Source organism: Streptomyces sp. EDA2-14, from assembly GCF_054963755.1.
Genome location: NZ_JBUEGE010000011.1, coordinates 49,690 through 74,077, shown reverse-complemented (window position 1 = coordinate 74,077; position 24,388 = coordinate 49,690). Strand labels below are relative to the sequence as shown.

The 24,388-nt window shown below is 72.1% G+C and carries 22 protein-coding genes; 16 read left to right on the top strand and 6 right to left on the bottom strand.

Annotated features, from left to right (window positions below; translation table 11 throughout):
• Positions 1-54 precede the first annotated feature (54 nt).
• Genes ACY34M_RS24875 through ACY34M_RS24865 form a run of 3 tightly spaced genes read right to left on the bottom strand, consistent with a single transcriptional unit; the run spans position 55 to position 2,916 of the window.
• The gene (locus ACY34M_RS24875) at positions 55-885 is read right to left on the bottom strand and encodes an HpcH/HpaI aldolase/citrate lyase family protein (RefSeq protein WP_462720507.1); all 831 of its coding nucleotides are present in this window, start codon (positions 883-885) and stop codon (positions 55-57) included.
• Positions 882-2,099: a CaiB/BaiF CoA transferase family protein gene (locus ACY34M_RS24870; RefSeq protein ID WP_462720506.1), complete on the bottom strand. Its 1,218-nt coding sequence runs from the start codon at positions 2,097-2,099 to the stop codon at positions 882-884. The genes ACY34M_RS24875 and ACY34M_RS24870 overlap by 4 nt, the downstream gene beginning before the upstream one ends.
• 16 nt (positions 2,100-2,115) lie before the next feature.
• On the bottom strand, positions 2,116-2,916 hold the full coding sequence (locus ACY34M_RS24865) for an IclR family transcriptional regulator (protein WP_462720505.1): 801 nt from the start codon (positions 2,914-2,916) through the stop codon (positions 2,116-2,118).
• A 246-nt stretch (positions 2,917-3,162) separates the two neighbouring features.
• Between ACY34M_RS24865 and ACY34M_RS24860 the strand changes: the two genes are divergently transcribed.
• The 7 genes from ACY34M_RS24860 (at position 3,163) to ACY34M_RS24830 (ending at position 9,890) form a co-directional block, all read left to right on the top strand.
• Complete coding sequence (locus ACY34M_RS24860; protein ID WP_462720504.1) at positions 3,163-4,608, top strand: MmgE/PrpD family protein; 1,446 nt, start codon at positions 3,163-3,165, stop codon at positions 4,606-4,608.
• Positions 4,605-5,240: an aspartate/glutamate racemase family protein gene (locus tag ACY34M_RS24855; protein ID WP_462720503.1), complete on the top strand. Its 636-nt coding sequence runs from the start codon at positions 4,605-4,607 to the stop codon at positions 5,238-5,240. Before ACY34M_RS24860 ends, ACY34M_RS24855 begins: the two co-directional genes overlap by 4 nt.
• Positions 5,237-6,682 carry an FAD-dependent oxidoreductase gene (locus ACY34M_RS24850; protein ID WP_462720502.1) on the top strand — a complete coding sequence of 482 codons (1,446 nt, stop codon included), beginning with the start codon at positions 5,237-5,239 and terminating at the stop codon, positions 6,680-6,682. Before ACY34M_RS24855 ends, ACY34M_RS24850 begins: the two co-directional genes overlap by 4 nt.
• 16 nt (positions 6,683-6,698) lie before the next feature.
• Entirely contained in the window at positions 6,699-8,165 is a 1,467-nt protein-coding gene (locus ACY34M_RS24845; RefSeq protein WP_462720501.1) for a dihydroorotase, read from the top strand.
• Positions 8,166-8,330: 165 nt separating this feature from the next.
• Positions 8,331-8,675, top strand: coding sequence for a GNAT family N-acetyltransferase (locus ACY34M_RS24840; RefSeq protein ID WP_462720500.1), 345 nt, complete (start codon positions 8,331-8,333; stop codon positions 8,673-8,675).
• 24 nt (positions 8,676-8,699) lie between these two features.
• Positions 8,700-9,389, top strand: a complete 690-nt coding sequence (locus ACY34M_RS24835) for an aspartate/glutamate racemase family protein (RefSeq protein WP_462720499.1) — start codon at positions 8,700-8,702, stop codon at positions 9,387-9,389.
• 66 nt (positions 9,390-9,455) lie between these two features.
• Positions 9,456-9,890 (top strand): nitroreductase family deazaflavin-dependent oxidoreductase, encoded by a 435-nt coding sequence (locus ACY34M_RS24830; RefSeq protein WP_462720498.1) that lies wholly within the window; start codon positions 9,456-9,458, stop codon positions 9,888-9,890.
• Positions 9,891-10,208: 318 nt separating this feature from the next.
• Here ACY34M_RS24830 and gndA read toward each other — a convergent pair whose 3' ends face one another.
• A complete protein-coding gene (gene gndA, locus ACY34M_RS24825; protein ID WP_462720497.1) occupies positions 10,209-11,648 on the bottom strand; it encodes an NADP-dependent phosphogluconate dehydrogenase in 1,440 nt (479 codons plus the stop codon).
• 134 nt (positions 11,649-11,782) lie between these two features.
• Between gndA and ACY34M_RS24820 the strand changes: the two genes are divergently transcribed.
• Both ACY34M_RS24820 and ACY34M_RS24815 read left to right on the top strand, forming a co-directional pair.
• Positions 11,783-12,754 (top strand): acetylxylan esterase, encoded by a 972-nt coding sequence (locus tag ACY34M_RS24820; RefSeq protein ID WP_462720496.1) that lies wholly within the window; start codon positions 11,783-11,785, stop codon positions 12,752-12,754.
• 87 nt (positions 12,755-12,841) lie between these two features.
• Positions 12,842-13,957: a transglycosylase family protein gene (locus tag ACY34M_RS24815; RefSeq protein ID WP_462720495.1), complete on the top strand. Its 1,116-nt coding sequence runs from the start codon at positions 12,842-12,844 to the stop codon at positions 13,955-13,957.
• Here ACY34M_RS24815 and ACY34M_RS24810 read toward each other — a convergent pair.
• Entirely contained in the window at positions 13,947-14,942 is a 996-nt protein-coding gene (locus tag ACY34M_RS24810; RefSeq protein WP_462720494.1) for a DMT family transporter, read from the bottom strand. The genes ACY34M_RS24815 and ACY34M_RS24810 overlap by 11 nt on opposite strands.
• Positions 14,943-15,240: 298 nt before the next feature.
• Here ACY34M_RS24810 and glgA point away from each other — a divergent pair, with 298 nt between their 5' ends.
• The 3 genes from glgA to ACY34M_RS24795 are packed head-to-tail and all read left to right on the top strand — an operon-like array spanning position 15,241 to position 18,053.
• Positions 15,241-16,398 (top strand): glycogen synthase, encoded by a 1,158-nt coding sequence (gene glgA, locus ACY34M_RS24805; RefSeq protein ID WP_462720663.1) that lies wholly within the window; start codon positions 15,241-15,243, stop codon positions 16,396-16,398.
• A gap of 17 nt (positions 16,399-16,415) precedes the next feature.
• Entirely contained in the window at positions 16,416-17,633 is a 1,218-nt protein-coding gene (gene glgC / locus ACY34M_RS24800; protein WP_462720493.1) for a glucose-1-phosphate adenylyltransferase, read from the top strand.
• Positions 17,634-17,681: 48 nt separating this feature from the next.
• A complete protein-coding gene (locus tag ACY34M_RS24795; protein ID WP_462720492.1) occupies positions 17,682-18,053 on the top strand; it encodes a hypothetical protein in 372 nt (123 codons plus the stop codon).
• Between the two features lie 42 nt (positions 18,054-18,095).
• Here the strand turns inward: ACY34M_RS24795 and ACY34M_RS24790 are convergent, their stop codons facing one another.
• Positions 18,096-18,719, bottom strand: a complete 624-nt coding sequence (locus tag ACY34M_RS24790; RefSeq protein ID WP_462720491.1) for a TetR/AcrR family transcriptional regulator — start codon at positions 18,717-18,719, stop codon at positions 18,096-18,098.
• Positions 18,720-18,865: 146 nt separating this feature from the next.
• Between ACY34M_RS24790 and ACY34M_RS24785 the strand changes: the two genes are divergently transcribed.
• From ACY34M_RS24785 to ACY34M_RS24770, 4 genes are all read left to right on the top strand, one after another.
• The gene (locus ACY34M_RS24785; RefSeq protein ID WP_462720490.1) at positions 18,866-20,416 is read left to right on the top strand and encodes an acyl-CoA synthetase; all 1,551 of its coding nucleotides are present in this window, start codon (positions 18,866-18,868) and stop codon (positions 20,414-20,416) included.
• Between the two features lie 12 nt (positions 20,417-20,428).
• Positions 20,429-21,628, top strand: a complete 1,200-nt coding sequence (locus tag ACY34M_RS24780; protein ID WP_462720489.1) for an acyl-CoA dehydrogenase family protein — start codon at positions 20,429-20,431, stop codon at positions 21,626-21,628.
• A 66-nt stretch (positions 21,629-21,694) separates the two neighbouring features.
• Positions 21,695-22,915 (top strand): M20 metallopeptidase family protein, encoded by a 1,221-nt coding sequence (locus ACY34M_RS24775; protein ID WP_462720488.1) that lies wholly within the window; start codon positions 21,695-21,697, stop codon positions 22,913-22,915.
• Positions 22,912-24,348 carry an MFS transporter gene (locus ACY34M_RS24770; RefSeq protein ID WP_462720487.1) on the top strand — a complete coding sequence of 479 codons (1,437 nt, stop codon included), beginning with the start codon at positions 22,912-22,914 and terminating at the stop codon, positions 24,346-24,348. The genes ACY34M_RS24775 and ACY34M_RS24770 overlap by 4 nt, the downstream gene beginning before the upstream one ends.
• The last annotated feature ends 40 nt before the right edge of the window (positions 24,349-24,388 follow it).

Sequence of the window (24,388 nt, the reverse complement as noted above, 5' to 3'; positions counted from 1 at the left end):
GAGTGGGGGCGGGAAAGAGGGACGGCGGAGCCGTCGAGGGGTGTGCGCGTGCGGTCAGCTCGCGCGGTCCAGCACCCAGTGGGCGCGGGCCACGACCGCGGGGTCGATCAGCCGGCCGCGGTCGTCGAGCCACGCGGCGCTGCCCGTCTCCCGGGCCTGCCGCAGCGAGTCGACCAGTCGGCGCGCCTCGTCGACCTCTTCGGGCCGGGGCGTGAAGACCGCGTTGACCACCGGGATCTGCTTCGGATGGACGACGGACCGGCCGAAGAAGCCCTGGTCCAGGGCGCGTTCGGCGCTGGCGGCCAGTCCGGCGAGGTCCGTCACGTCGGTCCACACGCTCTGCACCGGGCCGGAGAGTCCGGCCGCGCGTGCCGCGGTGACGAGGCGGGCGCGCGCCCAGTCGAGCGCCGCGTCCCCGCGCACCCGCAGGTCGGCGCCGAGATCGGCCTCGCCGAGCGAGAGGAGCGCCACCTGCGGGGCGGCCGTGGCCAGTTCGAAGGCGCGCTCCACCCCGAGTGCCGTCTCGAACAGCAGGTGCAGGGGTGCGTCCACGGACCGCAGTACGGTGTCGATCTCCTCGGCGCTCTCGCACTTGGCCAGGCGCAGCCCCTGCACGGGAGCGCCGGCGAGAGCCGCCAAGTCGGCCTGCCCGTAGGGGAGTCGGACCTGGTTGATGCGGATCCACAGCGGCTTGGGCCAGGTCTGCCCCAGCGCTTTCAGGGCGGCCGCACGTGCCTCGTCCTTGCGGTCGGGCGGCACCGCGTCCTCCAGGTCGAGGACCACGGCGTCCGCCTCGCCGCGCATCGCCTTGTCGAGGAGGTCGGGGCGGGTCGCGGGGACGTAGAGCCAGGACCGTACGCCGGTGGGGTGCGCGGGGGAGGTCATACGATGCCCCGCTCGGCGAGGGCGGCCATCTCGTCGGCGCCGACGCCGTACGCGCCGAGGACCTCCGCGGTGTCGCGGCTCTTGCTCCGGCCGGACCAGCGGACGGCGCCCGGCGTCTCGCCGAGCCGGAACGGCACGTTCTGGAAGCGGATGGTCCCGAGCTCCTCGTCCTCCACCTCGGTGATCGTCTCCAGGGCCTGGAACTGCGGGTCCTCGAAGATGTCGCTCATGTCGTAGATCGGCGCCACGGCCGCCTGCGCCTCCTCGAACGCGGCGGTGACCTCGGCGCGGGTGCGGTCGGCTATCCAGGAGCCGACCGCCTCGTCCAGCTCGTCCGCGTGCCGGGCGCGCTCGGCGCCCGAGGCGAACCACGGCTCGTCGATGAACTCGGGGCGTCCGACCAGCCGCATCACCCGCTCCGCGATGGACTGCGCGCTGGTGGAGACCGCGACCCACGAGCCGTCCTTGGTGCGGTAGGTGTTGCGCGGCGCGTTGTTCGCCGACCGGTTGCCGGTGCGCGGCTGGAGCTCGCCGAGCTGGTCGTAGGTGATGGCCTGCGGTCCGAGCAGCGTGACCATCGGCTCGATGATCGCCAGGTCGAGCACCTGGCCGCGTCCCGTGCGCTCCCTGGCGTGCAGCGCGGTCATGATGCCGAACGCGGCGGTGAGCGCCGAGACACCGTCGGCGAGGCCGAACGGCGGCAGGGTCGGCGGCCCGTCCGGCTGCCCCGTGATGGCGGCGAAACCGCTCATCGCCTCGGCCAGCGTGCCGAAGCCGGGACGCTTGGAGTACGGGCCGTGCTGCCCGAACCCGGTGACGCGGGCCAGGACGAGCCGCGGGTTGATCTCGGCCAGCGCCTCGTAGCCCAGGCCCCAGCGCTCCAGTGTGCCGGGGCGGAAGTTCTCGATGACGACGTCCGCGTCCGCGACCATGCGGCGGAAGATGTCCTGGCCCTCGGGGCTGCCGAGGTAGAGGGTGATGGCCTTCTTGTTGCGCGACAGCATCTTCCACCACAGGCCCACGCCGTCCTTGCTCGCGCCGTGGTGGCGCACCGGGTCGCCCTTGGGGTGTTCGATCTTGACGACGTCGGCGCCGAAGTCGCCGAGCAGGGTGGCGGCGAGAGGGCCGGCGAACAGCGTGGCGATGTCCAGCACCTTGATGCCGTCGAGGGCCGCCGTGCTGTCCGCCTGATGTGCGGGGGCGGTGTCGGTCATGGGTTTCCTTCCGTCATCACGTGGGGGAGGAGGCCGCCTGCCGGTCGGGGTCGGCGGACTTCCAGCCGAGCCGCGTGGAGAGGTCTCGTGCCGCCTCGACCACGCCGGGCGCGCAGGCGCGGACGAACTGTGGGGTGAAGCGGGAGCGCGGGCCGCACACGGACACCGAGCCGCGGACGTCGCCGTCGAAGCCGAAGACGGGCGCGGCGACCGAGCCGGCGTCGGCCTGGCGCTCGCCCTGGGAACTCGCGTAGCCGAGCTCCCGGATCGCGGCCAGTTCGGTGCGGAGCGCCTCCTCGTCGGTGATGGTCTTGTCGGTGAGCGCGGCCAGCTCCGCGGTGAGGATCTCCTCGCGCCGCTGCTCCGGCAGGAAGGCGAGGAGGCACTTGCCCGAACTGCCCGCGTGCAGCGGGAACCTGCGGCCGAGCTCCACGGTCATCTTCACCTCGTGGGTGCTGACGATCTGGTCGATGTAGGCGCGCCCGCCCGGCACGAGGGCCGTGAGGGTCACCGTCTCCCGCGTCTGCTCGTGCAGCCGCCGCAGGGTCTCCGCGGCGACGGCCCGCAGGTCGAACTCGCGCAGCGCCCGGGCGCCGATGGCCGCTGTGGTCGGGCCGAGGCGGTACAGCCGGGTCTGCGGGTCGAGCACCACCATGCCGCGGGCGACCAGGGTCTGGAGGATGCGGTGCACGACCGCCTTGCTCAGGCCGAGTTCACGGGCGATCCAGGACACCCCGATGTCGTCGGGGCCGTCGGTGAAGAGCAGGAGCACGTCGATGACTCGGCCTGCGGTCTCGGTTCCGGGTTGGGTCGTCATGGGCTCATTCTTGCCTGTTCCCTGAGGTCGTTGTCCGGGGACTCCCGAACGTTCGAACTCTTTCCGTACCGCTCAATGGAACAACAGAGAAGCATCGACTCCGGATGTGGTCAAGGGGCTCTGTCCAGGAAATACCGACGCTGCGGCGATCTTCCGGGAAGGTATTGACGTTCTTCGGCGGGCGCTGGAAGTATCGAATGGCCAACGTGTTCCGCTCAACGGAACGCTAGGGAAGGAGGTGGGCAGGTGCCCGCCGGACCATCCGAAGAACATCTGGCAGTGGCCCGCGACCCCAAGGCGGAGGCGCGGGAGCGGACCGAGGACCTCGCACGGTGGGCCGCCCGGCTGTCCTGGAACGACGTGCCGGACGACGTGCGCGAGCGGCTCTCCCTCGTCCTGCTCGACACCTTCGCGGTGACGCTCGCCGGGGCCCGGACCGAGGGGCAGCGGCGCATTCGCGCCGCCTGGCCGCAGCCCGCGGGAGACGCGCCCGTGTTCGGCGCCGACGTCCTGACGCAGGTGGACACCGCCGCGTACCTGAACGCGACGGCACTGGTGTGCAGTGAACTCGACGAGGGCGGAAAGTACGCCAAGGGCCACCCGGCCGGGCATGCCTTCCCCGCGATCCTGGCCCTCGCCGCCTCGCTCGGCTGTACGGGCGAACTGACCGCGCGGGCCCTGCTCGTGGGCTACGAGGTCGCCGCGCGCCACGGCCGTGCCACCACCCTGCACCGGGGCGTCCACCCGCACGGCAACTGGGGCGTCACCGGCGCGGCGGCAGGCTGCGCGATCCTGCTCGGCCTGCCCGCGGAACGGATCGCCGCCGCCATCGACACGGCAGCCGGACTGCCCGTCGCCGGACACTTCGACTCCGCGCTCGACGGCCATCGCGTCCGCGACGCCTGGATGGGCGCCGCGGCCGTGTCCGGCCTCGCCGCCGCCCGGCTCGCCGCGTCGGGCGTGGTCAGCAACACCGGGACCGCCGCCCTGTCGCTCGGCACCCTGCTCGGCACCTTCGACGCCGAAGCACTCACCGACCGGCTCGGCGACGACTGGCAGATCCAGCACAACTACTTCAAGCGGCACGCCTCGTGCTCGTACACGCACCCGGCAGCCGACCTGGCCCTGCGGCTGCGGGACGAACACCTCGGCGAGCGGCGGCAGAAGGACCAACTCGCAGCGGCGGTGGCCGAGTTGCACGTGGACACGCACGCCCTGGCCGCACCCCTGAACCGCACCACGTGGGACAGCGGCCTGGGGGCCATGTTCTCCGTCCCGTACGCCGTCGCCGCGGCGCTCCTCGACGGCGCGGTGGCCCCGGCCACCGCGGACGCGACCGAGGCCGACCGGCCCGAACTCTTCGCGCTGGCCCGCAAGGTGACCGTCGCCGAGGACCCGGAGCTGACCCGCCGGCTGCCGCACGAGCGCGCCACCCGGCTGACGGCGGTCCTGCACGACGGCCGGCGCGTGCGGCTCGACGCGCCGCATCCCGTCGGCGACAGCGACCACCACCCGTTCACCGCGCGGACGCTGTCATCGATGCTCGCGGGGCTGCTGGGCGACCCCGCCGCGGTGGACCGCCTGCGGGACACCGTCGACGACCTGTTCACGACCGACGACGTGGGACCGCCGCTGCGGGCCCTCGCCGCACCGACGCCCTGTCCGGCCGCAGCACCAGGAGGCAGCGCATGAAGATCCTGTCCGTCACCCCGATCCGGACGGGCGCCGACGAACTGGCGCGACGCCAGGACCGCTACCGGCGGCTCTCGCCGCCCGGCGTGGAATGCGTCCTGCGGGAGATCGGCGCCGACGCCCCCTCCGAGCTCGCGTCCGCGCACGACATCACGGCCTCGACCGCCTCGGTCACCGCCGCCCTGACGACGGCCCCGGACGACGGGTTCGACTACCGGATGCCGGACTGCGTGCTCGACCCCGCCGTCCCCCTGACACCGGACGGCGCCGACGTCCCGGGCGTCGGCATGCTGCGGCTGTGCGCGGCCCATCTGGTCGCGACCGGACGGCCGTTCGGCGCGGTGACCCGTAATCGCGCGATCGGCGAAGAGCTCGCCGACCGGATCGAGGCGTACGGGTACGGGCCGTGGTTCGCCGGTGTGACGGTGCTCGACCTGGACGTCGACGCCATCGCCGACACCGGGCGGTGGAACGACGCCGTGCGCGGCGCGCTCGACGGCTTCGCGGCGCGCGGCGTGCGGGCCGTGATCAACGGCTGCTCCGCCGTCGACACCGCCACCCCGCACGCGGTGGAACTCGTCGACCCGGCGGCCCTGGCCCTGCGCCTGCTGGCGGCGGGAGCCCGGTCATGAGCGGCGGGCAGGCGGACGACGGCGCGGTCGACATCGTGGTGGCGGGCGCGGGCGGTGGACTCGCCGGTGCGCTCAAGGCCGCCGAGTCCGGCCTCAGCGTGCTCGTCGTGGACCCCGACGAGCAGTTCCTGCGCGGCAACAACACCTCCATGTCCACCGCGATGATCCCCGGCGCCGGCTCCCGCTGGCAGCGCGCGGAAGGCGTCGAGGACAGCCCGGAGCGCTTCCTCGCCGACATCACCGCGAAGACCCACGGCACCGCGGACCCGGCCCTCGCGGGCGCCCTCGCGAGGATCAGTGCGCCGCTGGTGGAATGGCTGGCGGACGGCGCCGACGTGCCGCTCCAGCTGGTGCGCGACTTCAGCTACCCCGGCCACAGCGCCGACCGGCTGCACACCGTGGACGGGCGGCACGGCTCGGCACTGCTGCGGCACCTGTACGAGCGGGTGCGCCGCTCACCCGCGATCGACCTCCTGATCCCGGCGCGTCTGGTGGACGTCGAACGGGACGCCGAGGGCCGCGTCACGGGCGCGGTCGTCGAGGACCCGGGCGGCCACCGGGAGACCGTCGCGACCCGGGCCGTACTGCTGGCGACCAACGGCTACGGAGCCCAACGCGGTCTCGTAGAGCAGCACATGCCGGAGATCGCGGCGGCCGATTACCACGGCGGACAGTTCTCCACCGGGGACGGCCTGGCGATCGGCCTGCGGCACGGCGCACGCTCCGCCTTCATGGACGCCTACCAGGGCCACGCGGCCCTCGCGCGCCGCTCGCGGACGCTGGTGGGCTGGGCGACCGTCATGCACGGCGCGATCATGGTCGACGCGTCCGGCGAACGGTTCGGCGACGAGACCACCGGCTACTCCGAGTACGCCGCCGCCCTCGCCGCCCGGCCGGAAGCACGCGGCTGGATCGTCCTGGACCGCCGCATCCACGACCTGTGCCTGTCGTTCTCCGACTTCCGGCAGACGGTGGACGCGGGCGCGCTGGTGTGGGCCGACGACACGGACGCGCTCGCCGAGCGCACCGGATGCGACCCCAAGGCCCTCCAGGAGTCGGTGTCCGACCAGATCGCCCTCGCCACCGGGGCGGCCGGGCGCGACCGGTTCGGCCGGACGTTCTTCGAGGCACCGCTGCGCGGCCCGTTCGCGGCCGTCGAGGTGATCCCCGCCCTGTTCCACACCCAGGGCGGCCTCGTCGTCGACGGCGGGGCGCGCGTCCTCGACGGCCGAGGGGCCCCGATCGGCGGGCTCTTCGCGGCGGGAGGCGTGGCGCACGGCATCTCAGGGCGCGGCGCGGACGGCTACCTCGCGGGCAACGGCCTGCTGCCTGCGCTCGGCCTCGCCTGGCAGGCGGCGACGACACTGTCCACCGACACCGACACCGACACCGACACCGACTCCACGGACTCCACAGGCACCACGGGCATCACCCAGAACTGAGAGAGGCACGGACACCATGACCGAACTGGACCTGCTCATCAAGAACGTCCGCCTGGTGAAGCACGACGCCCCGGACATCCCCACCACGGACATCGGCATCAAGGACGGTGTCTTCCACCGCATCGCCCCGGACATCCCGGCGCCCGCGGCGGCCGAGGTCGTCGACGGCAAGGGGCTGCTCGCGTTCCCCGGAGTCGTCGACGCGCACCAGCACTGGGGCATCTACAACCCGCTGTCCGACGACACGGTCACCGAGAGCAAGGCGTGCGCCCAGGGCGGCGTGACGACCGCCCTCACGTACATGCGGACCGGGCAGTACTACATGAACCGCGGCGGCAGCTACAACGACGTCTTCCCGCTGGTCCTCGACGCCGCCGAAGGCCGCTCGCACGTCGACTACGGCTTCCACCTCGCGCCGATGGAGAAGTCGCACATCGAGGAGATCCCCGAGCTGATCGCCCGCTTCGGTGTCACCTCGTTCAAGATCTTCATGTTCTACGGCAGCCACGGCCTGCACGGACGCTCCGCCGACCAGAACGACTTCCTGATGATCCCGCCCGGCGAGCGCTACGACCTGGCGCACTTCGAGTTCGTGATGCGCGGCGTCCAGGCGGCGCGCGAGGCGCACCCGGAGCTCGCGGACGCCATCTCGCTCTCCCTGCACTGCGAGACGGCCGAGATCATGACGGCGTACACCAGGCTGGTCGAGGAGGAGGGCGAGCTGGACGGACTCGCCGCCTACAGCGCCTCGCGCCCGCCGCACTCGGAGGGACTCGCGGTCACCATCGCGAGCTACCTCGCGGCCGAGACCGAACTGCCGAACATCAACCTGCTGCACCTGTCGTCCCGCAAGGCGATCGAGGCGGCGATGCTGATGGCGAAGACCTTCCCGCAGGTCAACTTCCGCCGTGAGGTGACGATCGGGCACCTGCTCGCCAACATCGAGACGGCGTCCGGCATCGGCGGCAAGGTCAACCCGCCGCTGCGTCCGCAGGAGGACGTGGACGCGCTGTGGGAGCACCTGGTGGCGGGCAACATCGACTGGGTGGTCAGCGACCACGCGTGCTGCAAGGAGGAGAAGAAGTTCGGGGACCCGAAGAGCGACGTCTTCCAGGCCAAGTCCGGGTTCGGCGGCACCGAGTACCTCCTGCCGGGCCTCGCAGGCGCGGCGCCCCACCACGGTCTGCCGCTGCAGAAGGTCGCCGAGCTGACCGCCTGGACACCCGCGCAGCGCTTCGGCCTGCCCACGAAGGGCCAGATCGCGGAGGGGTACGACGCCGACGTGGTGCTCGTCGACCCGTCGACGTCGTGGACCGTGGACGCGGGCGACTCGCTCTCGGCCCAGGAGTACACGCCGCTGCAGGGACTGGAGATCGGCGCACGCGTGGAGTCCACGTTCCTGCGCGGCACGCAGGTCTTCGGCGACGGCAAGGTCATGGGCGATCCCGGGGGCCGCTACCTGTCGCGCCCCACCACGCGCTGAGGTCCGGCGTCACGCCGACAGGTGCGTACGGGCGACCTCGTGATCATCGTCGGTTACCGTCGGAGCTAGGGCGCCGATGCGCGTGCCCTGCGGTGATGTGACACTCGGCCCTCACGCGGTACCCGCGGGCCGAACCCCCGGATCACCCAGGAGGCAGGAGAGGCCATGAGCGAGATCGAGATCCGCGACGACCGCGAGAAGGGCCTCCTCCAGGCCCGCTCGGGAGGCGAAGTCGTCGGCCGCATCCAGTACTTCGTGCTCGACGAGCCCCAGCCCGCCCTCGTGCCCGTGCACACCGTCGTGGAGCCGGAGCACGAGGGCAAGGGAATCGCGGGCTCGCTCACCCGCGAGCTGTACGCCGTCGCCGCCCGCGAGTCGCTGGCCGTGGCGCCGCTGTGCCCCTTCGTCGTGCGGTGGGCCGAGCGGCATCCCGGAGAGGCGCCCGAGGCCTCCGCCGACCTGCTGCTCGCCGCCAAGGCAGCGCTGGAGGCCGACCCGTCCACGTGGTGATCCACTGCGCGTAGGGTTCCGGTCATGAACCTGACGCTGGTGCACACCTCGCCCGTCCACGTGCCGGTCTTCGACGCCCTGCGCGACGCCGACCACCCGGGCCTGGAACTGCGCCACGTCGTACGCGAGGAACTGCTCGTGCGGGCCGGCGTCGAGGGGCCCGAGGCCGTCACCGACGACGTTCGTACGCTGCTGGAGGCGGCCGTCGGCGACGGGGCGGACGCCGTGCTGTGCACATGCTCCACGCTCGGCGCCGTCGCGGAGGGGCTCGCCGCGGACGTCGGCGTGCCGGTGCTGCGCGTCGACCGGCCGATGGCGGCGCGGGCCGTCGCCGAGGGGAATGGGGTCTCCCCTGCTCGAACGCAGTTGAGAGCTCGGGGAAGGATCGCCGTGGTCGCCACGGTGCGCAGCACCCTCGGGCCGACGGCGGATCTCGTCGCGCAGGAGGCAGCGCGGGCCGGACGCGCGGTGGACGTGCGCACCGTGTTCGTCGAGGGCGCCTGGGAGCTGTTCCTCGCCGGGGACCGGGACGGATACCTCGCGCGCGTCGCCGAGGCGGTCGACGGGATCACCGACGCCGATGTCGTCGTCCTCGCCCAGGCCTCCCTCACCGACGCCACCGAGCGCACCCGCACCACCCTGCCCGTGCTCTCCAGCCCGCGCCCCGGACTCTCCGCCGCCGCCTCGGAATGCGCGGGCGTCAAGAGTGATTAGGTTTAAGGGAGTTGTCCGCAACGGACAGGAATCCCGAGCAGGAGTCCCGAACAGGAGGCAGCGCGCATGACCGACACCGACGTCGTCGTCAGCCCCACCGGCTGGGTCGCCGAGCAGGCCCGTACCTACGAGGAGTCCGGCGGCACCGAGGGCACCACCATGCACGGCGCCCCGTGCCTGCTCCTCGACTACGAAGGGCGCAAGAGCGGCCAGTGGCGGCGCACCGTCCTGATCTACGGCACGGACGGCGACGACCAGCTGATCGTGGCCTCGTACGGCGGCTCGGACCAGCACCCGCAGTGGTACCTGAACCTCCAGGCCAACCCCGAGGTCCGGCTCCGCGTGGGCACCGAGCGGTTCACGGCGCGCGCCGAGACCCTGTCGGCGCAGGAGAAGGCGCGGGTGTGGGACTCACTGGTGGAGCTGTTCCCGCCGTACGCGGACTACCAGAAGAAGACGAGCCGCGACATCCCCGTCGTACGGCTGAGCCGCACCGACTGACCGTTGGCCGCGCGACGGTTCGTAGGCGTGGACTCGCCGGGCGTGGGCACGCGAGCCGGGAGACAGTGGAGAGGACCCCTCCGAACCGCTGGAGGCACAACGATGACCCAACCGTTCCCCGATCCCGTCCCGCCGACCCCGACGCCCGGACCCGGGCCGGGGCCCGACCGGCCGGACCCCGGCCCGATGCCGGACCCGTTCCCGACGCCGGTGCCCGAGCCCACGCCACGGCCCTCGCCGTCCCCGACGCCGCCGCTGCCGGACCCGGACCCCGACCCGCATCCACCGGAGCCCGAGCCGTCACCCGCTTAGGGGAAGCTACGCGTCGACCTCGGAGCGGTCACCGCCCCACAGCGTGTGGAACGAGCCGTCCCGGTCGACCCTGCGGTACGTGTGCGCGCCGAAGAAGTCCCGCTGGCCCTGCGTGAGCGCGGCCGGCAGGCGCTGGGCGCGCAGCGCGTCGTAGTAGGCCAGCGCCGCGGCGAAGCCCGGCGTGGGCACGCCCTGCGTGGTCGCCGCGACCAGGACGGAACGCCAGTCGTCCTGCGCCGCGGCGATCTCGTCGGCGAAGCTCTTGTCCTGAAGCAGGGAGACGAGGTTCGGCTCGGCCTCGTACGCCGCCGTGATCCGGTCGAGGAACGCGGCGCGGATGATGCAGCCGCCGCGCCAGATCCGGGCCACCGCGCCCGAGTCGATGTTCCAGTCGTACTGCTCGCTGCCCGCGGCGATCTCGTGGAAGCCCTGGGTGTACGACACGATCTTCGAGGCGTACAGGGCCTGTTCGACCTTGTCGGCGAAGGCGGCGGCCTCCGACTCGCCGAGCGTCACGGCCTTCGGGCCCGCGAGTCCCTGCGACGCGTCGCGCAGATCCGCGTGCCCGGACAGGGAGCGCGCGAAGACCGCCTCCGCGATGCCGGACACCGGAACGCCCAGGTCGAGCGCGATCTGCACCGTCCAGCGTCCGGTGCCCTTCTGCTCGGCCTGGTCCTGGACGACGTCCACGAAGGGCTTGCCGGTTGCGGCGTCCACGTGGGAGAGGACCTCGGCCGTGATCTCGATCAGGTAGGAGTCGAGGCGGCCGGTGTTCCACCTGCGGAAGATGTCGGCGATCTGCGCGGGGGAGTACCCGGCCACATCGCGCAGCAACTGGTAGGCCTCGCCGATGAGTTGCATGTCGGCGTACTCGATGCCGTTGTGCACCATCTTCACGAAGTGGCCCGCCCCGTCGGGGCCGACGTGCGTCACGCAGGGCGCGCCGTCCTTCGCCTTCGCGGAGATCTTCTCCAGCATCGGGCCGAGCGAGGCGTAGGACTCGACGCTGCCGCCGGGCATGATGCTCGGCCCGTGCAGCGCGCCCTCCTCGCCGCCGGAGACGCCGGTGCCGACGAAGTGGATGCCCTGCTCGCGCAGCTCCTTCTCGCGGCGCCTGGTGTCCGCGAAGTGCGCGTTGCCGCCGTCGATGATCATGTCGCCGGGCTCCATGAGTGGCGCGAACTCCTTGATCACCGCGTCGGTGGGGTCACCCGCCTTCACCATGATCACCAGTCGCCGCGGCCGTTCGAGCGCGGCCACGAACTCCTCGGCCGTCTCGGTCGGCACGAAGATGCCCTCCTCGCCGAACTCCTCGATCAGCGCGTGCGTGCGGGCTGCCGTGCGGTTGTGGAGGGCGACGGTGTAACCGTTGCGGGCGAAGTTCCGGGCGAGATTGCGCCCCATGACAGCAAGCCCCGTGACGCCGATCTGGGCTGTTGTGCTCATGCCTGTCGCTCCTGTCGCTTCTGTCTGCGGAAGATGAAAGATCTTGTTCAGTTTCGGGAGGCTACGCGTTAGGTTGACGAACTGTCCCCCCACCTTGGACCCACCGTGGACTCTCTACGAATTTGGAGCCTTGCGTGCCTCATTTCGACCTGTCGCTCGACGCGTTGCGTACGTATCAGCCGGAGTTGACGGCCCCCGACGACTTCGACTCCTTCTGGGAGAAGACCCTCGCCGAGGCCGCGGAGCACGACCTCGACGCGCGCTTCGAGCGCGTCGACGTCCCGTACACGGCGGTGGACGTATTCGACGTTACGTACGCGGGCTTCGGCGGGCATCCCGTGAAGGGCTGGCTGATCCTTCCGGCGGGCACGCACGAGCCGCTTCCGGCCGTCGTGGAGTACATCGGCTACGGGGGCGGGCGCGGCCTCCCGCACACCCACCTGCGCTGGGCGTCGGCCGGGTTCGCGCACTTCGTGATGGACACCCGCGGACAGGGCAGCGGCGGCAGCGTCGGCGACACCCCCGACCCGGTCGGCTCCACGCCGTCCCAGCCGGGCTTCATGACGAAGGGCATCCAGGACCCGCACGAGTACTACTACCGCCGCGTCTACACCGACGCCGTGCGCGCCGTCGAAGCGGCCCGCGCGCACCCGCTCGTCGACGCCTCGCGGGTCGCCGTGACCGGCGGCAGCCAGGGCGGCGGCATCACCATCGCCGTGGCGGGCCTCGTGCCCGGACTGAAGGCGGCCGCCCCCGACGTGCCGTTCCTGTGCGACTTCCGGCGCGCGGCCACGCTCACCGAGCGTCACCCGTACCGCGAGATCGCCCTGTACCTCAAGGCGCACATCGGCGAGGACGAGCGTGCCTTCCGCACGCTGTCCTACTTCGACGGCATGAACTTCGCGGCGCGCGCCACGGCGCCGACCCTGTTCTCCGCCGCCCTGGAGGACCTGACCTGCCCGCCGTCCACGGTCTTCGCCGCGTACAACCACTGGGCGGGCGCCGAGAAGTCCATCGAGGTGTACTCCTTCAACGACCACGAGGGCGGCGGCCCTTTCCAGCAGGCGGCGCAACTGCGGTGGATTCCAGGGCACTTGAGGGACTGAATCCCGCCAAGGTGGCCCGGGACACTCTTGTCGGTCCGCGTGGAAGCGGCTAATTTGCCGCTCCTACGTCTGGCCTAGGGAGCATTCATGGCGTTACGCGGCCGGCACCGCCGGTATCAGCCCAGTCGGGTCAACCGGGCGTCGCTCACCGTGACGGTGGGCGGCGTCGGCATGGCGATCCCGATCATCGGCGCCGGCTCGGCGCAGGCGGCGGACGCGCACACGTGGACCAAGGTGGCCGCGTGCGAGTCCTCCGGGAACTGGAGCATCAACAGCGGCAACGGGTTCTTCGGCGGGCTCCAGTTCACCCGCTCCACCTGGGCCGCGTACGGCGGCACCGCGTTCGCGGCGCGCGCCGACCTCGCCACCAGGGACCAGCAGATCGCCGTTGCGGAGAAGGTGCTCAAGGGCCAGGGGCCAGGCGCCTGGCCGGTGTGCTCGCAGCGCGCGGGCCTCAGCCGCACCGTCACCACCGCGATGCCCGACGTCCGGCCGCAGTCCACGCCGCAGTCGCGGGCGGGAAGTGCCCGGATGTACCGGGTGGTCAGCGGGGACTCCCTGTCCGGGATCGCCGACGAGCGGTCCGTGAAGGGCGGCTGGCGCGCGCTGTACGCGGCGAACCGCGCGACGATCGGCTCCGACCCGGACCTGATCACGCCCGGGCAGCGCCTCGACCTTTCCGGCAAGCCGCAGGCCGCGAAGAAGGCCACGAAGCCCGCCGCCAAGAAGCCCGTGACCAAGAAGTCCGTCGCCGAGAAGCCGGTGACCAAGAAGTCCGGCACCGCGAAGGCCACCACGCACCACGTCGTCGCCCCCGTCGCCGCCTCCCTCGGCACCCCGTACCGCGCCGCCGGTTCATCCTGGTCGAAGGGGTACCACACGGGCGTCGACTTCGCGGTGCCGACGGGGACCTCCGTGAAGGCCGTCGCCGCAGGTCAGGTGGTTTCTGCGGGCTGGGGCGGCTCGTACGGCTACGAAGTGGTGCTCCGGCACGCCGACGGCAAGTACAGCCAGTACGGGCACCTGTCGGCACTGTCCGTGAAGAGCGGGCAGCGGGTGGTGGCGGGGCAGCGCATCGCCCGCTCCGGCTCCACCGGCAACAGCACGGGCCCGCATCTGCACTTCGAGGTGCGGACCGGGCCCGGTTTCGGCAGTGACGTGGACCCGCTGGCGTATCTGCGGGCGCGCGGCGTCAGGATCTGACGTCCTCCGCGGTCCAGCCCCCGGCAGGCGGCTTCTGCCGGGGGTCCGGCGTGCGCGGCGGCAGCGGCACGCAGTCCAGGCCGGCCGGGCTGTCCGGCACCACTGGCGCGATCGCGGGCGTCACCGCCTGCCTGACGACCGAGGCGCCCACGCGGCGGCCGCGGCCGATGCGCTCCGTCGTCAGCAGGATCAGCCCGCCCGCCGCGACGACGCTGCAGCCGAGCGCGAGCACCGTGCCGATCGTGCCGTACCTGAACGATTCGCCGAACATGGTGATGCCGACGGTCGCCGCCACCACGGGGTTCACGACGGTCGCCGTCGCCAGCGGCGCGGCGAGCCCGGCGCCCCGGTAGGAGGCCTGCGACAGCAGCATCCCGGTCAGGGCGAGGCCCGCGATGGCGAGCAGCGTGGCGAGCTGCTCCAGCGGCTGCCCCGTCCAGTCCTCGGTCACGGACTTCGTGAACACCGACGCCATGCCGAACGCGCCGCCGGCCGCCACCGCGAGCAGCACCGCGCGCACCACGGGGTGCCGGTGCGCCACGCGGGCCGACGACATCAGGGCCAGCACGCCGCCCGCCGTGACCAGGCCGACGACCAGGCGCTGCGGCCCGTCGAGGGACTGCTCGGTGGTGGCCCCGGTCAGCGCGAGCAGCCCCGCGAGCCCCACCGTCGCCATGATCGCCCCGCGCCAGGCCGTCGCCCCGGACCTGCGCCCCACCAGGAGCGCCGACATCGGCAGCGCCAGCACGATCGTCAGGGCGCCCAGCGGCTGCACGACGCTGAGCGGGCCGAAGGCGAGCGCCACGACGTGCAGCAGCGCGCCCAGGCCGTTCAGGCACCCCGCACCCCACCACGCGGGCCTGCGCAAGGGGGCGTACGCCGTGGCGGGGGACGTCGCGGCCACGCGCTCCTGCACGATGGCCCCGCCCGCGTACGCGACGGCGGAGACGAGCGAGAGCAGCACGGAAAGCACCAGGTCGCTCATGTGGCGCCTCTGAAGGTGCGGCGTGGCGCACGGTCGCTTCTCATACCTCCACGATCGCTCTTTCCGCCCCTTGGCGTCGTCCGACCTGAGCACTCATTGCGTCCTACTCCCGTTGGAGTAGGACGCATCCTGATTCATCCCCGGGGCGGGTGCCCCGGGGACACGCGGGAGACTCGCGCAGCAGGCCCCGTTCGCGCCCTTCCGCACGGGCCGTCCATGGGTGACCATGAGGTGCGCTTTCGAACAGCGATCCGGAGCGAGTGACGCCGACCGACGAATACGGGGGCCGCGCGTGCGTGTGGGACTGCTGACCAGGGAGTATCCGCCGGATGTCTACGGCGGCGCCGGAGTGCACGTCGAGTTCCTGGCGCGCGAACTGCGCCCCCTCGTGGACCTCGCTGTGCACACGTGGGGAGAGGGCACGTCCGACGACGTGCGCCGGCACCGGGCCTGGCCCGCGCTCGACGGGGCGAACGACGCGCTGCGCACCCTCTCCGTGGACCTCTCCATCGCGGCGGCCCTGGAAGGCCGCGAGATCGCCCACTCGCACACCTGGTACACGAACCTGGCCGGGCATCTCGCGGCACTTCACCTGGGGATACCGCACGTGATGACCGCGCACTCGCTGGAGCCGCTGCGCCCCTGGAAGGCGGAGCAGCTGGGCGGCGGCTACGCGCTGTCGGCGTGGGCGGAGCGCACGGCGATCGAGGCGGCGGACGGCGTGATCGCCGTGTCGCACGCGATGCGCAAGGACATCCTCGCCTGCTATCCGGCGCTGGAGCCGAAGAAGGTCCGCGTCGTGCACAACGGCATCGACGTCTCGCTCTACCACGCCGACATCGGCACGGACGTGCTGCGCCGCTACGACATCGACCCCGAGCGCCCCTACGTCCTGTTCGTCGGCCGCATCACCCGCCAGAAGGGCGTGCCGCATCTGCTGCGCGCGGCACAGGGGCTGGCCAAGGACGTCCAACTCGTGCTGTGCGCGGGCGCGCCCGACACCCCGGAGATCGGCCGCGAGTTCCGCGAGCTGGTCGAGGGCTTGCGGACGTCGCGCGACGGCGTGCGCTGGATCCCTTCCATGCTGCCGCGCACCGAGGTCATCCAACTGCTCACCCACGCCTCGGTGTTCGTCTGCCCCTCCGTGTACGAGCCGCTCGGCATCGTCAACCTGGAGGCGATGGCCTGCGGCACCGCGGTGGTCGCCTCGAAGGTCGGCGGCATCCCGGAGGTGGTGGCCGACGGCGAGACCGGGCTGCTCGTCCCGTACGCGGAGCAGGACCCGGCCGCCTTCGAGGCGGGGCTCGCGGACGCCGTGAACCGGGTCGTCGCGGATCCCGGGACGGCGCGGGCGATGGGAGAGGCGGGCCGGGAGCGGGCGGCGGCCGAATTCGGCTGGGACGCGATCGCCCGGCGCACGGTCGACCTGTACGAGGAGATCCTCAGCGGTATCTGAATCACAGGGGGGTTGGTATGCGCGGCGGACCTTCGGTGCTCGGAATCGTACTGGCGGGCGGTGCGGGCAAACGCCTGATGCCGCTCACCGCGGACCGGGCGAAACCAGCGGTGACCTTCGGCGGCACCTACCGCCTGGTCGACTTCGTCCTGTCGAACCTCGTCAACGGCGACATCCTGCGCATCTGCGTCCTGACGCAGTACAAGTCGCACTCGCTGGACCGGCACGTCACGACGACGTGGCGGATGTCGAGCCTGCTCGGCAACTACGTCACCCCGGTCCCGGCCCAGCAGCGGCTCGGCCCGCGCTGGTTCTCGGGCAGCGCCGACGCGATCCTGCAGTCCCTCAACCTCGTCCACGACGAACAGCCGGACTACATCGCGGTGTTCGGCGCCGACCACGTGTACCGGATGGATCCGCGCCAGATGCTCGCCCAGCACATGGAGTCGGGCGCGGGCGTCACGGTCGCGGGCATCCGGGTGCCGCGCGCGGAGGCGTCCTCGTTCGGGATCATCACCCCGGCCCGCGACGGCACGCGCATCGACGCGTTCCTGGAGAAGCCCACCGACCCGCCGGCGCTGCCCGGCACCCCGAACCAGGTGTTCGCGTCGATGGGCAACTACCTGTTCACCACGAAGGTTCTCGTCGACGCGCTCCAGACGGACGCCGAGGACGACAACTCCGCGCACGACATGGGTGGTTCGATCGTCCCGATGCTCACCGAGCGCGGCGTCGCCCAGCTCTACGACTTCGACGGCAACCACGTGCCGGGGGAGACGGACCGCGACCATGGCTACTGGCGCGACGTCGGCACCCTCGACGCCTACTACGAGGCCCACATGGACCTCATCTCCGACACCCCGGTCTTCAATCTCGACAACCGGCGCTGGCCGATCTACACCCACCCCGGTCAGCTGCCGCCCGCCAAGTTCTGCGCGGGCGGCATCGCGAGTGAGTCCATCGTCAGCCCCGGCTGTGTCATCCGCGGCCAGGTCACCCGCTCCGTGCTGTCACCGGGCGTCGTCGTCGAGGACGGCGCGGTCGTCCAGGGCTCGGTCCTGCACGACAACGTCCGGGTCGGCAGGGGAGCGGTGGTGCGCGGCGCCGTCCTCGACAAGAACGTCGAGGTCCCGGTCGGCGCGACCATCGGCGTCAATCCGGGCCGGGACGCGGAGCTGTACACGGTGTCGAAGGCCGGGGTGATCGCGCTCGGCAAGGGGCAGCCGGTGCACTGAGAGACGTGCAGGGCAGGGCGTACCGGTGAACGGTGCTGTACTGGGCGCATGCTGCTGATATGGCCCGCGCTGCTCGGTCTGTTCGTCCTGCCGTCGCTCGGCCTGTGGCTGCTCGGGCGCCGTGTGCACATCCCGGCCTGGCTGCTGGCGCTGTTCCTGACGGCCGGGTGGCTGACGGTGATCGTCGGCTGGCACCTCTCGCAGCATGCGCAACCCTTCCTGTTCCCGGATACCTCGCCCTGCCACGGCGCCGGCACCCCGGTTTCGCGCTACTTCCCGCCGGATTCGTTCTGCCGGCACGACGACGGGGAACTGCGCACCGTCAACGGGCCGATGAGCAAGCTCGTGTTCTGGACCGCGCTGGGCACGGTGGGCGCTGTGCCGGCCGCCGTCCTCGTGCGACGCCGCGCGCAGTCCTAGGCAACAGCCGCGTGCGCCGGTGTTGTTTCACGGCGGTCGCGTTCACGAGGGATCCGGGACCGGTGGTTCGCCCTCGAAGCCGTTGGCCCAGTAGCGGCCGCGCAGCGACAGGTCGAGCAGCATCCGCGTGGCCTCCTCCGGTGACATCGGGCGCGGGTCCTCCTCCAGCCACCAGGCGAGCACGGCCAGTTGCTCGCCGACCCAGGCGCGCGCCAGGACGTCGACACTGATCCGGGGCGTGACCCCCTCGTGCTCGGCGCGCGCCCGGAAGACCCCGGCCGTCGCCTCCGTCTGCGCCTGCGTGAACTGCCGCAGCGCACGTCCGTCGCCCTCGCCGCGCAGGATCATCCGGTAGACGTCCCGCTCCTCGTCGGCGTGCCGGAAGATCTCCAGGGCCGGCTTTCCGGTGAAGCCCACCTCGGATGCCTGGACGAGCGGGCGCAGCCGTTCCTGCACCTCGTCGAGCAGATCGGTCACCACGCGGTCGAGCAGGTCGTCCTTGTCCGTGTAGTGCTTGTAGAACGTGGCCCGGCCCAGATCGGCCCGCTCGGTGATGTCCTCCACGGTCACCGTCGCGTAGCCCCGCTCCAGGGACAGCGACACCAGTGCGTCCCGCAGCAGGCGTCGGGTGCGGCGTACTCGTCGGTCGCCCGCTTCCGGCGGCATGTCCGGCTCCTCTCGCGTCCCCGGTTCGCGTCCCCGGTCGTGCCGGAAGCGTACACCCGATCATTGACACCCCGAAGGTTTGTAGACACGCTGTCTCCAACTGGTCGCCATGGCGATTTGAGCCGACGAGCGTGTGGGAGCAGTCCGTGAACCTGGGCACGTACATCACTCGAAGCAGCACCTTCTGGCCGCAGCGCGAAGCCCTGATCTGCGGTGAACGCCGCCTGACCTACGGGGATCTCGAGCGGGTCACCAACCGCCTGGCCGCCGCGCTCATCGGGCGCGGGCTCGCGCCGGGGCAGGCGGTCGCGACGTACGCGGGCAACTGCGCGCAGGCGGTCGAGACCGAGATGGCCCTGTCCAAGAGCGGCCTCGTGCGCGTCCCGATCAGCCCGCGGCTCTCCGTCGACGAGGTCGCGCACATCCTCGACGACGCCGACGTGCGCGTCCTGTTCGTGGACGCCGAGCGCGCCGAGGCGGCGCGAGCCGCACTCGAACGCGCCTCGGCGGACTGCCTCCTGGTCGCCTACGACGACCAAGAGGCGCTCACCTACGACGATTTGCTCGCGGAGGGCAGCGAGGAGGCCGTCGCCGTCGAGGTCGACCAGTACGACGCCGCCGTCCTCAACTTCACCTCCGGCTCCACCGGAAAGCTCAAGGCCGCCGTGCAGACCCACGGCAACCGGCTCGCCAACATGCGCAAGCGGATGATGAGTTCGGACGGCAGCCCCGCCGAGCCCGAGCGCTATCTCGCCGCAGGACCCATCACCCACGCGCCGGGCATGCCGCTGCTCGCGCTCCTCGCCTCCGGCGCCACCGTCGTCGTGCTGCCGCGCTGGGACGCCGGGTCGTTCCTGGCCACGGTCGAGGCGGAGCGCGTCACCGCGACGTTCCTCGTTCCCACCATGCTCGGGATGCTGCTCGCCCACCCGAAGACCGCCGACGCCGACCTCACCAGCCTCCGCTCGCTGCACGTCGGCGGCGCCCCCGTCTCGCCCCAGCGGCTGCGCGAGGCCGTCGAGGCGTTCGGGCCGATCGTGATGCAGGGCTACGGGCAGGTCGAGACGACCAGCGGCATCACCGTGCTGACCCGCGAGGACGTCCTCGCCGGCACCACCACCGACCCCGACCTGCTGCTCTCCTGCGGCCGGCCCGTGTTCGACACGGAGATCCGGGTCATCGACGAGGCGGGCGCCGCGCTGCCCGCCGGGAGCATCGGCGAGGTCGTCGCCCGCGGACCCGACTGCGTCACCGCGTACTGGCACGAACCCGAGCTGTCCGCCGAGACGTTCAGGGACGGCTGGGTGCACACGGGCGACCTCGGCTATCTGCGCGAGGACGGCTACCTGTTCATCGTCGACCGCAAGAAAGACATGATCATCTCCGGTGGCTACAACGTGTACTGCAGCGAGGTCGAGGCCGTCCTGTACGCCCACCCCGCGCTCGCCGAGGCGTGCGTCGTCGGCGTCCCCGACGAGAAGTGGGGCGAGGCCGTCAAGGCGGTCGTCGTGCGCAGGCCCGGCGCCGAGGTCAGCGAGGACGAACTCGTCGACTTCTGCGCCGAACGCCTCGCCCGTGTGAAGAAGCCGCGGACCGTGGAGTTCGTGGACGCGCTGCCCGTCAACCGCAACGGGAAGATCGACCGCCGCGCCGTCCGCGCGCGCCACTGGGCCGGCGCCGAGCGCCGCGTCCACTGACAGGAGACCGCCATGACCTTCACCCTCACCCCCACGTACGACGACAATCCGCGGCTCCAGGACCTGGTGGAGCGCCTGCGCGACTACCTCGGCGGCGAACTCGCCGACTATGAAAAGGAACTGGGCCTCACCCCGGAGGGCGGCTACACCCGCGCGCAGCTCGAACCCGTCTGGCGGCGCAGCCGCGAACTCGGCTTCTACGGCATCCACCTGCCGAAGGAGCACGGCGGCCAGGACCTCACCCACACCGAACTCGCCGCCCTGAAGGAGGAGGTGGGCGCCTCCGGCCGGCTCCTCCAGCACAGCGTCCTCGGCGACATGGGCGGCCCGCTGCGCGCCGGATCCATCCTCCAGTACGCCACCGGGCACCAGCTCACGACGTATCTCGAACCGGTCGTCCGCGGCGAGCGCGCCTGCTGCTTCTCGCTCACCGAGACCGACGCCGGATCCGACGTCCGAGCCATGAAGACCGTCGCCACGCCCGACGGGGACGGCTGGCGGATCACCGGGCACAAGGTGTTCTCCTCCGCCGGACCGTTCGCCGACTTCTCCGTGCTCATCGCGCGGATGGCCCCGGAGCCGGGCGCGCCCGAGGACGCCAAGCCGGTGTTCTCCGCGTTCCTCGTCGACCTCGATGCGCCCGGCTGCACGGTGCTGCCCGGCGAGACGCCCATGTCCGGCGAGCACATCGAGAGCGACATCGCCCTCGACAACTGCCGTGTGGAACCGCAGCAGTTGCTCGGCAAGGTGGGCGACGGGCTGCGCATCGGGCTCGGCCGCGTCACCACCAACCGGCTGCTGCACTGCCCGACCGTCCTCGGCCAGGCCCGTCGCGCCCTCGCCCTCACCGTCGACTTCGCCCGCACCCGGCAGGTCTTCGGCGCACCGCTCGGCGCGCTCCAGTCGATCCAGCACAAGCTCGCCGACATGGCGACCTCGTACTACGCGGCCCGCAGCATGACGTACGACGCGCTCGCCGCGCTCGACGCGGGGGAGGAGCCGCGCACCGAGGCCTTCATGTGCAAGCTGTTCGTCGCCGAGAACGCCTTCCGGATCGCCGACGAGGCCGTACAGATCCACGGCAAGGCGGGCCTCGTGCGCGGCGCCGAGGTCGAGTCCATCTTCCGGAAGCTGCGCATGTTCCGCGTACTCACCGGCTCGTCCGAGATCCAGAAGAACGGGATCGCCCGGCAGCTGCTGATGCCCGGCTGAGCGGCGCTCCACCACGACGCCACCGCACGTTCCGCTGTGCTCACCCCATCAGGAGGTTCCTCCCGCATGCCGCACACCAGCGCACCGTCGTACACCGAGCGCGCCCACGACCTTCGACCCGACCTCGTGGCGCTGCGCCGGGACCTGCACCGCGAACCCGAACTCGGCCTCCACCTGCCACGCACCCGGGAGAAGATCCTCGCCGCCCTCGAAGGGCTGCCCCTGGAGATCACCACCGGAAAAGGTCTCACCTCGGTCACCGCCGTCCTGCGCGGCGGCAAGCCGGGAGGCGCCGTCCTGCTGCGCGCCGACATGGACGCCCTGCCCATCACCGAGAACAGCGGCGTCGACTACGCCTCCGAACTCCCCGGCGCGATGCACGCCTGCGGCCACGACCTGCACACCGCAGGACTCGTCGGCGCCGCACGACTGCTGGCCGAACGCCGCGAACACCTCCACGGCGACGTCGTGTTCATGTTCCAGCCCGGCGAGGAGGGCTTCGGCGGCGCCCGCGTGATGATCGACGAAGGGCTCCTCGACGCGGCCGGAAAACCCCTCGACGCGGCGTACGCCCTGCACGTCGCCGCCGACCGGCTGCCCGGCGGCATGGTCGCCAGCCGGGCCGGTACCGTCACCTCCGCCTCCGACGTCCTGAGCGTCACCGTGCGCGGCCGGGGCGGCCACGGCTCGACCCCGCACGGCGCCAAGGACCCCATCCCCGTGGCCTGCGAGATCGTCACCGCGATCCAGACCTGGGTGACCCGCCGCTTCGACATCTTCGACCCGGCCGTCGTCACCGTCGGCACCTTCCACGCGGGCACCCAGCAGAACGTCATCCCCGAGACCGCGACGTTCGAGGCCACCGTGCGCAGCTACTCCGAACCCGTCCACGAACGCCTCATCGAGGGCTTGCCGCGCCTGGTGCGCGGCATCGCCGAGGCGCACGGCGTCGAGGCCGAGGTGACCTACGACGTGCAGTACCCGGTCACCGTCAACACCCCGGACGAGACCGCCTTCGCGCTCGACACCGCCCGCGAACTGTTCGGCGCCGAGCAGGTCCACGAGTCGCCCAAACCGGCCAACGGCTCCGAGGACTTCGCCTTCGTACTCCAGCGCGTGCCCGGCGCGATGCTGCTCGTCGGCGCCGCCCCCGAGGGCGCCGACCCGGCGAGCACGGCCGTGAACCACTCGCCGCGCGCCGTCTTCGACGACCGCGTACTGCCGCGCCAGGCCGCGCTGCTCGCCGCGCTCGCCGAGGGCCGCCTCGCCAGGGGAGCCGCCGCATGAGCGCGCCCACCGCGCCGCCCGCCGGCGGCAACGTGCGCGCCGTGGTCGGCCTGCTCGTCGCCTTCGAGCTGATCAGCGGCTTCCTCCAGGGCGCCGCCGTCCCCCTGGTCCCCGAGATTCAGCACTGGCAGGGCATCGGTACGGGACAGGCCCAGTGGATCACCTCCGTGCAGTATCTGGCCGCGGCGGTCAGCGTCCCGGCCATCGGCCGCCTCGGCGACCTGTTCGGCCACCGGCGCATGATCCGGATCACGCTCGCCACGATCGCCGTCGGCACCGTGCTCGTGGCCTGCGCGCCCAACCTCGGCGTCCTGCTCCTCGGCCGCGCCCTGATGGGACCGCTCGCCGCGCTGCTGCCGCTGGAGATCGGCCTCGTACGTGACCGGCTCAGCGTCGAGGGCGGGCGCAAGGCGGTCGGCCTCCTCGTCGGCTCGCTCACCCTCGGCTCGGTCCTCGGCCACGCGCTGGCCGGGCCGCTGCTCGCGCTCCTCGGCGAGCTGCGCCCCACCCTGTTCACCCTCGCCGCGCTGGCCGTCGCGTGCGTCGCGCTGTCCTTCACCGCGATCCCCGAGTCCCGCACCCGGGCGAGCGGGCGGATGGACTGGGCGGGGGCGGCGCTGCTGGCCGTAGCCCTGGTCCTGCTGCTCGGCACGGTCTCCCGCGGCTCCGCCTGGGGCTGGGCGTCGGCGCCCACGCTGGGCGGCCTCGCGGTGGCGGCGGCCCTCCTGTACGTGTGGGCCCGCCTCCAACTCCGCAACCCCGAGGCACTGGTGGACGTGCGCGCCCTCGGGCGCCGGCAGAGCGCTCCGTACTACGCCTCCGGGTTCGTGCTCGGCGCCGTCCTGCTGGGCGGGCAGACCGTCGCCGTCAGCTTCATGGCCACTGCGCCGAATGAGACGGGGTACGGATTCGGCCTCGCGGCCTGGCAGATCAGCCTGTGCGGGCTCATTCCGCACCTCATGGCGTTCCTCGGCTCGTCGCTGTGCGCGAACCTCGCGGGCCGGATCGGCTACCGCCGCCTCCTCCTGCTCGCGTTCACGCTGCTGACGTGCGGATACGGTGGGCTGATCGCGCTGCACACGGGGCTGGTCCCGTTCACCGTCGCCAACGCCCTCGTGGGCTTCGGCGTCGGCCTCGCGCTCGGCGGGCTGCCGACCGTCATCGTGGAGAACACCCCCGCCGACCGGACGGCGAGCGCCACGTCGTTCTACAACAACCTCAAGACGCTCGGCGGCAGCGCGGGCGGCGCGGCGTTCTCCGTCGTCCTCGGCTCGCTCGTCCTGGGGGCGACGAACACCCCGGCCCTGTCCGCGTACGTGACGATCTGGGCGATCGCCGGCCTGATCTGCCTGCTGGCGGTGTGCGTCCAACTCCTCGCGCGTGGCAACAGCGAGACGCCGACGGCGCCGAAGCCGACCTCCCTCGCACGCTAGGCGCTCTGGTACTCCGTGACAGTCGTGGTCATGCTGACAC

Excerpts from the sequence above, each read along its gene's own strand:
- ACY34M_RS24875 (WP_462720507.1), bottom strand. The coding sequence starts at position 885 with ATGACCTCCCCCGCGCACCCCACCGGCGTACGGTCCTGGCTCTACGTC.
- ACY34M_RS24870 (WP_462720506.1), bottom strand. The coding sequence starts at position 2,099 with ATGACCGACACCGCCCCCGCACATCAGGCGGACAGCACGGCGGCCCTC.
- ACY34M_RS24865 (WP_462720505.1), bottom strand. The coding sequence starts at position 2,916 with ATGACGACCCAACCCGGAACCGAGACCGCAGGCCGAGTCATCGACGTG.
- ACY34M_RS24855 (WP_462720503.1), top strand. The coding sequence starts at position 4,605 with ATGAAGATCCTGTCCGTCACCCCGATCCGGACGGGCGCCGACGAACTG.
- ACY34M_RS24850 (WP_462720502.1), top strand. The coding sequence starts at position 5,237 with ATGAGCGGCGGGCAGGCGGACGACGGCGCGGTCGACATCGTGGTGGCG.
- ACY34M_RS24845 (WP_462720501.1), top strand. The coding sequence starts at position 6,699 with ATGACCGAACTGGACCTGCTCATCAAGAACGTCCGCCTGGTGAAGCAC.
- ACY34M_RS24840 (WP_462720500.1), top strand. The coding sequence starts at position 8,331 with ATGAGCGAGATCGAGATCCGCGACGACCGCGAGAAGGGCCTCCTCCAG.
- ACY34M_RS24835 (WP_462720499.1), top strand. The coding sequence starts at position 8,700 with ATGAACCTGACGCTGGTGCACACCTCGCCCGTCCACGTGCCGGTCTTC.
- ACY34M_RS24830 (WP_462720498.1), top strand. The coding sequence starts at position 9,456 with ATGACCGACACCGACGTCGTCGTCAGCCCCACCGGCTGGGTCGCCGAG.
- gndA (WP_462720497.1), bottom strand. The coding sequence starts at position 11,648 with ATGAGCACAACAGCCCAGATCGGCGTCACGGGGCTTGCTGTCATGGGG.
- ACY34M_RS24815 (WP_462720495.1), top strand. The coding sequence starts at position 12,842 with ATGGCGTTACGCGGCCGGCACCGCCGGTATCAGCCCAGTCGGGTCAAC.
- ACY34M_RS24810 (WP_462720494.1), bottom strand. The coding sequence starts at position 14,942 with ATGAGCGACCTGGTGCTTTCCGTGCTGCTCTCGCTCGTCTCCGCCGTC.
- glgC (WP_462720493.1), top strand. The coding sequence starts at position 16,416 with ATGCGCGGCGGACCTTCGGTGCTCGGAATCGTACTGGCGGGCGGTGCG.
- ACY34M_RS24795 (WP_462720492.1), top strand. The coding sequence starts at position 17,682 with ATGCTGCTGATATGGCCCGCGCTGCTCGGTCTGTTCGTCCTGCCGTCG.
- ACY34M_RS24790 (WP_462720491.1), bottom strand. The coding sequence starts at position 18,719 with ATGCCGCCGGAAGCGGGCGACCGACGAGTACGCCGCACCCGACGCCTG.
- ACY34M_RS24780 (WP_462720489.1), top strand. The coding sequence starts at position 20,429 with ATGACCTTCACCCTCACCCCCACGTACGACGACAATCCGCGGCTCCAG.
- ACY34M_RS24775 (WP_462720488.1), top strand. The coding sequence starts at position 21,695 with ATGCCGCACACCAGCGCACCGTCGTACACCGAGCGCGCCCACGACCTT.
- ACY34M_RS24770 (WP_462720487.1), top strand. The coding sequence starts at position 22,912 with ATGAGCGCGCCCACCGCGCCGCCCGCCGGCGGCAACGTGCGCGCCGTG.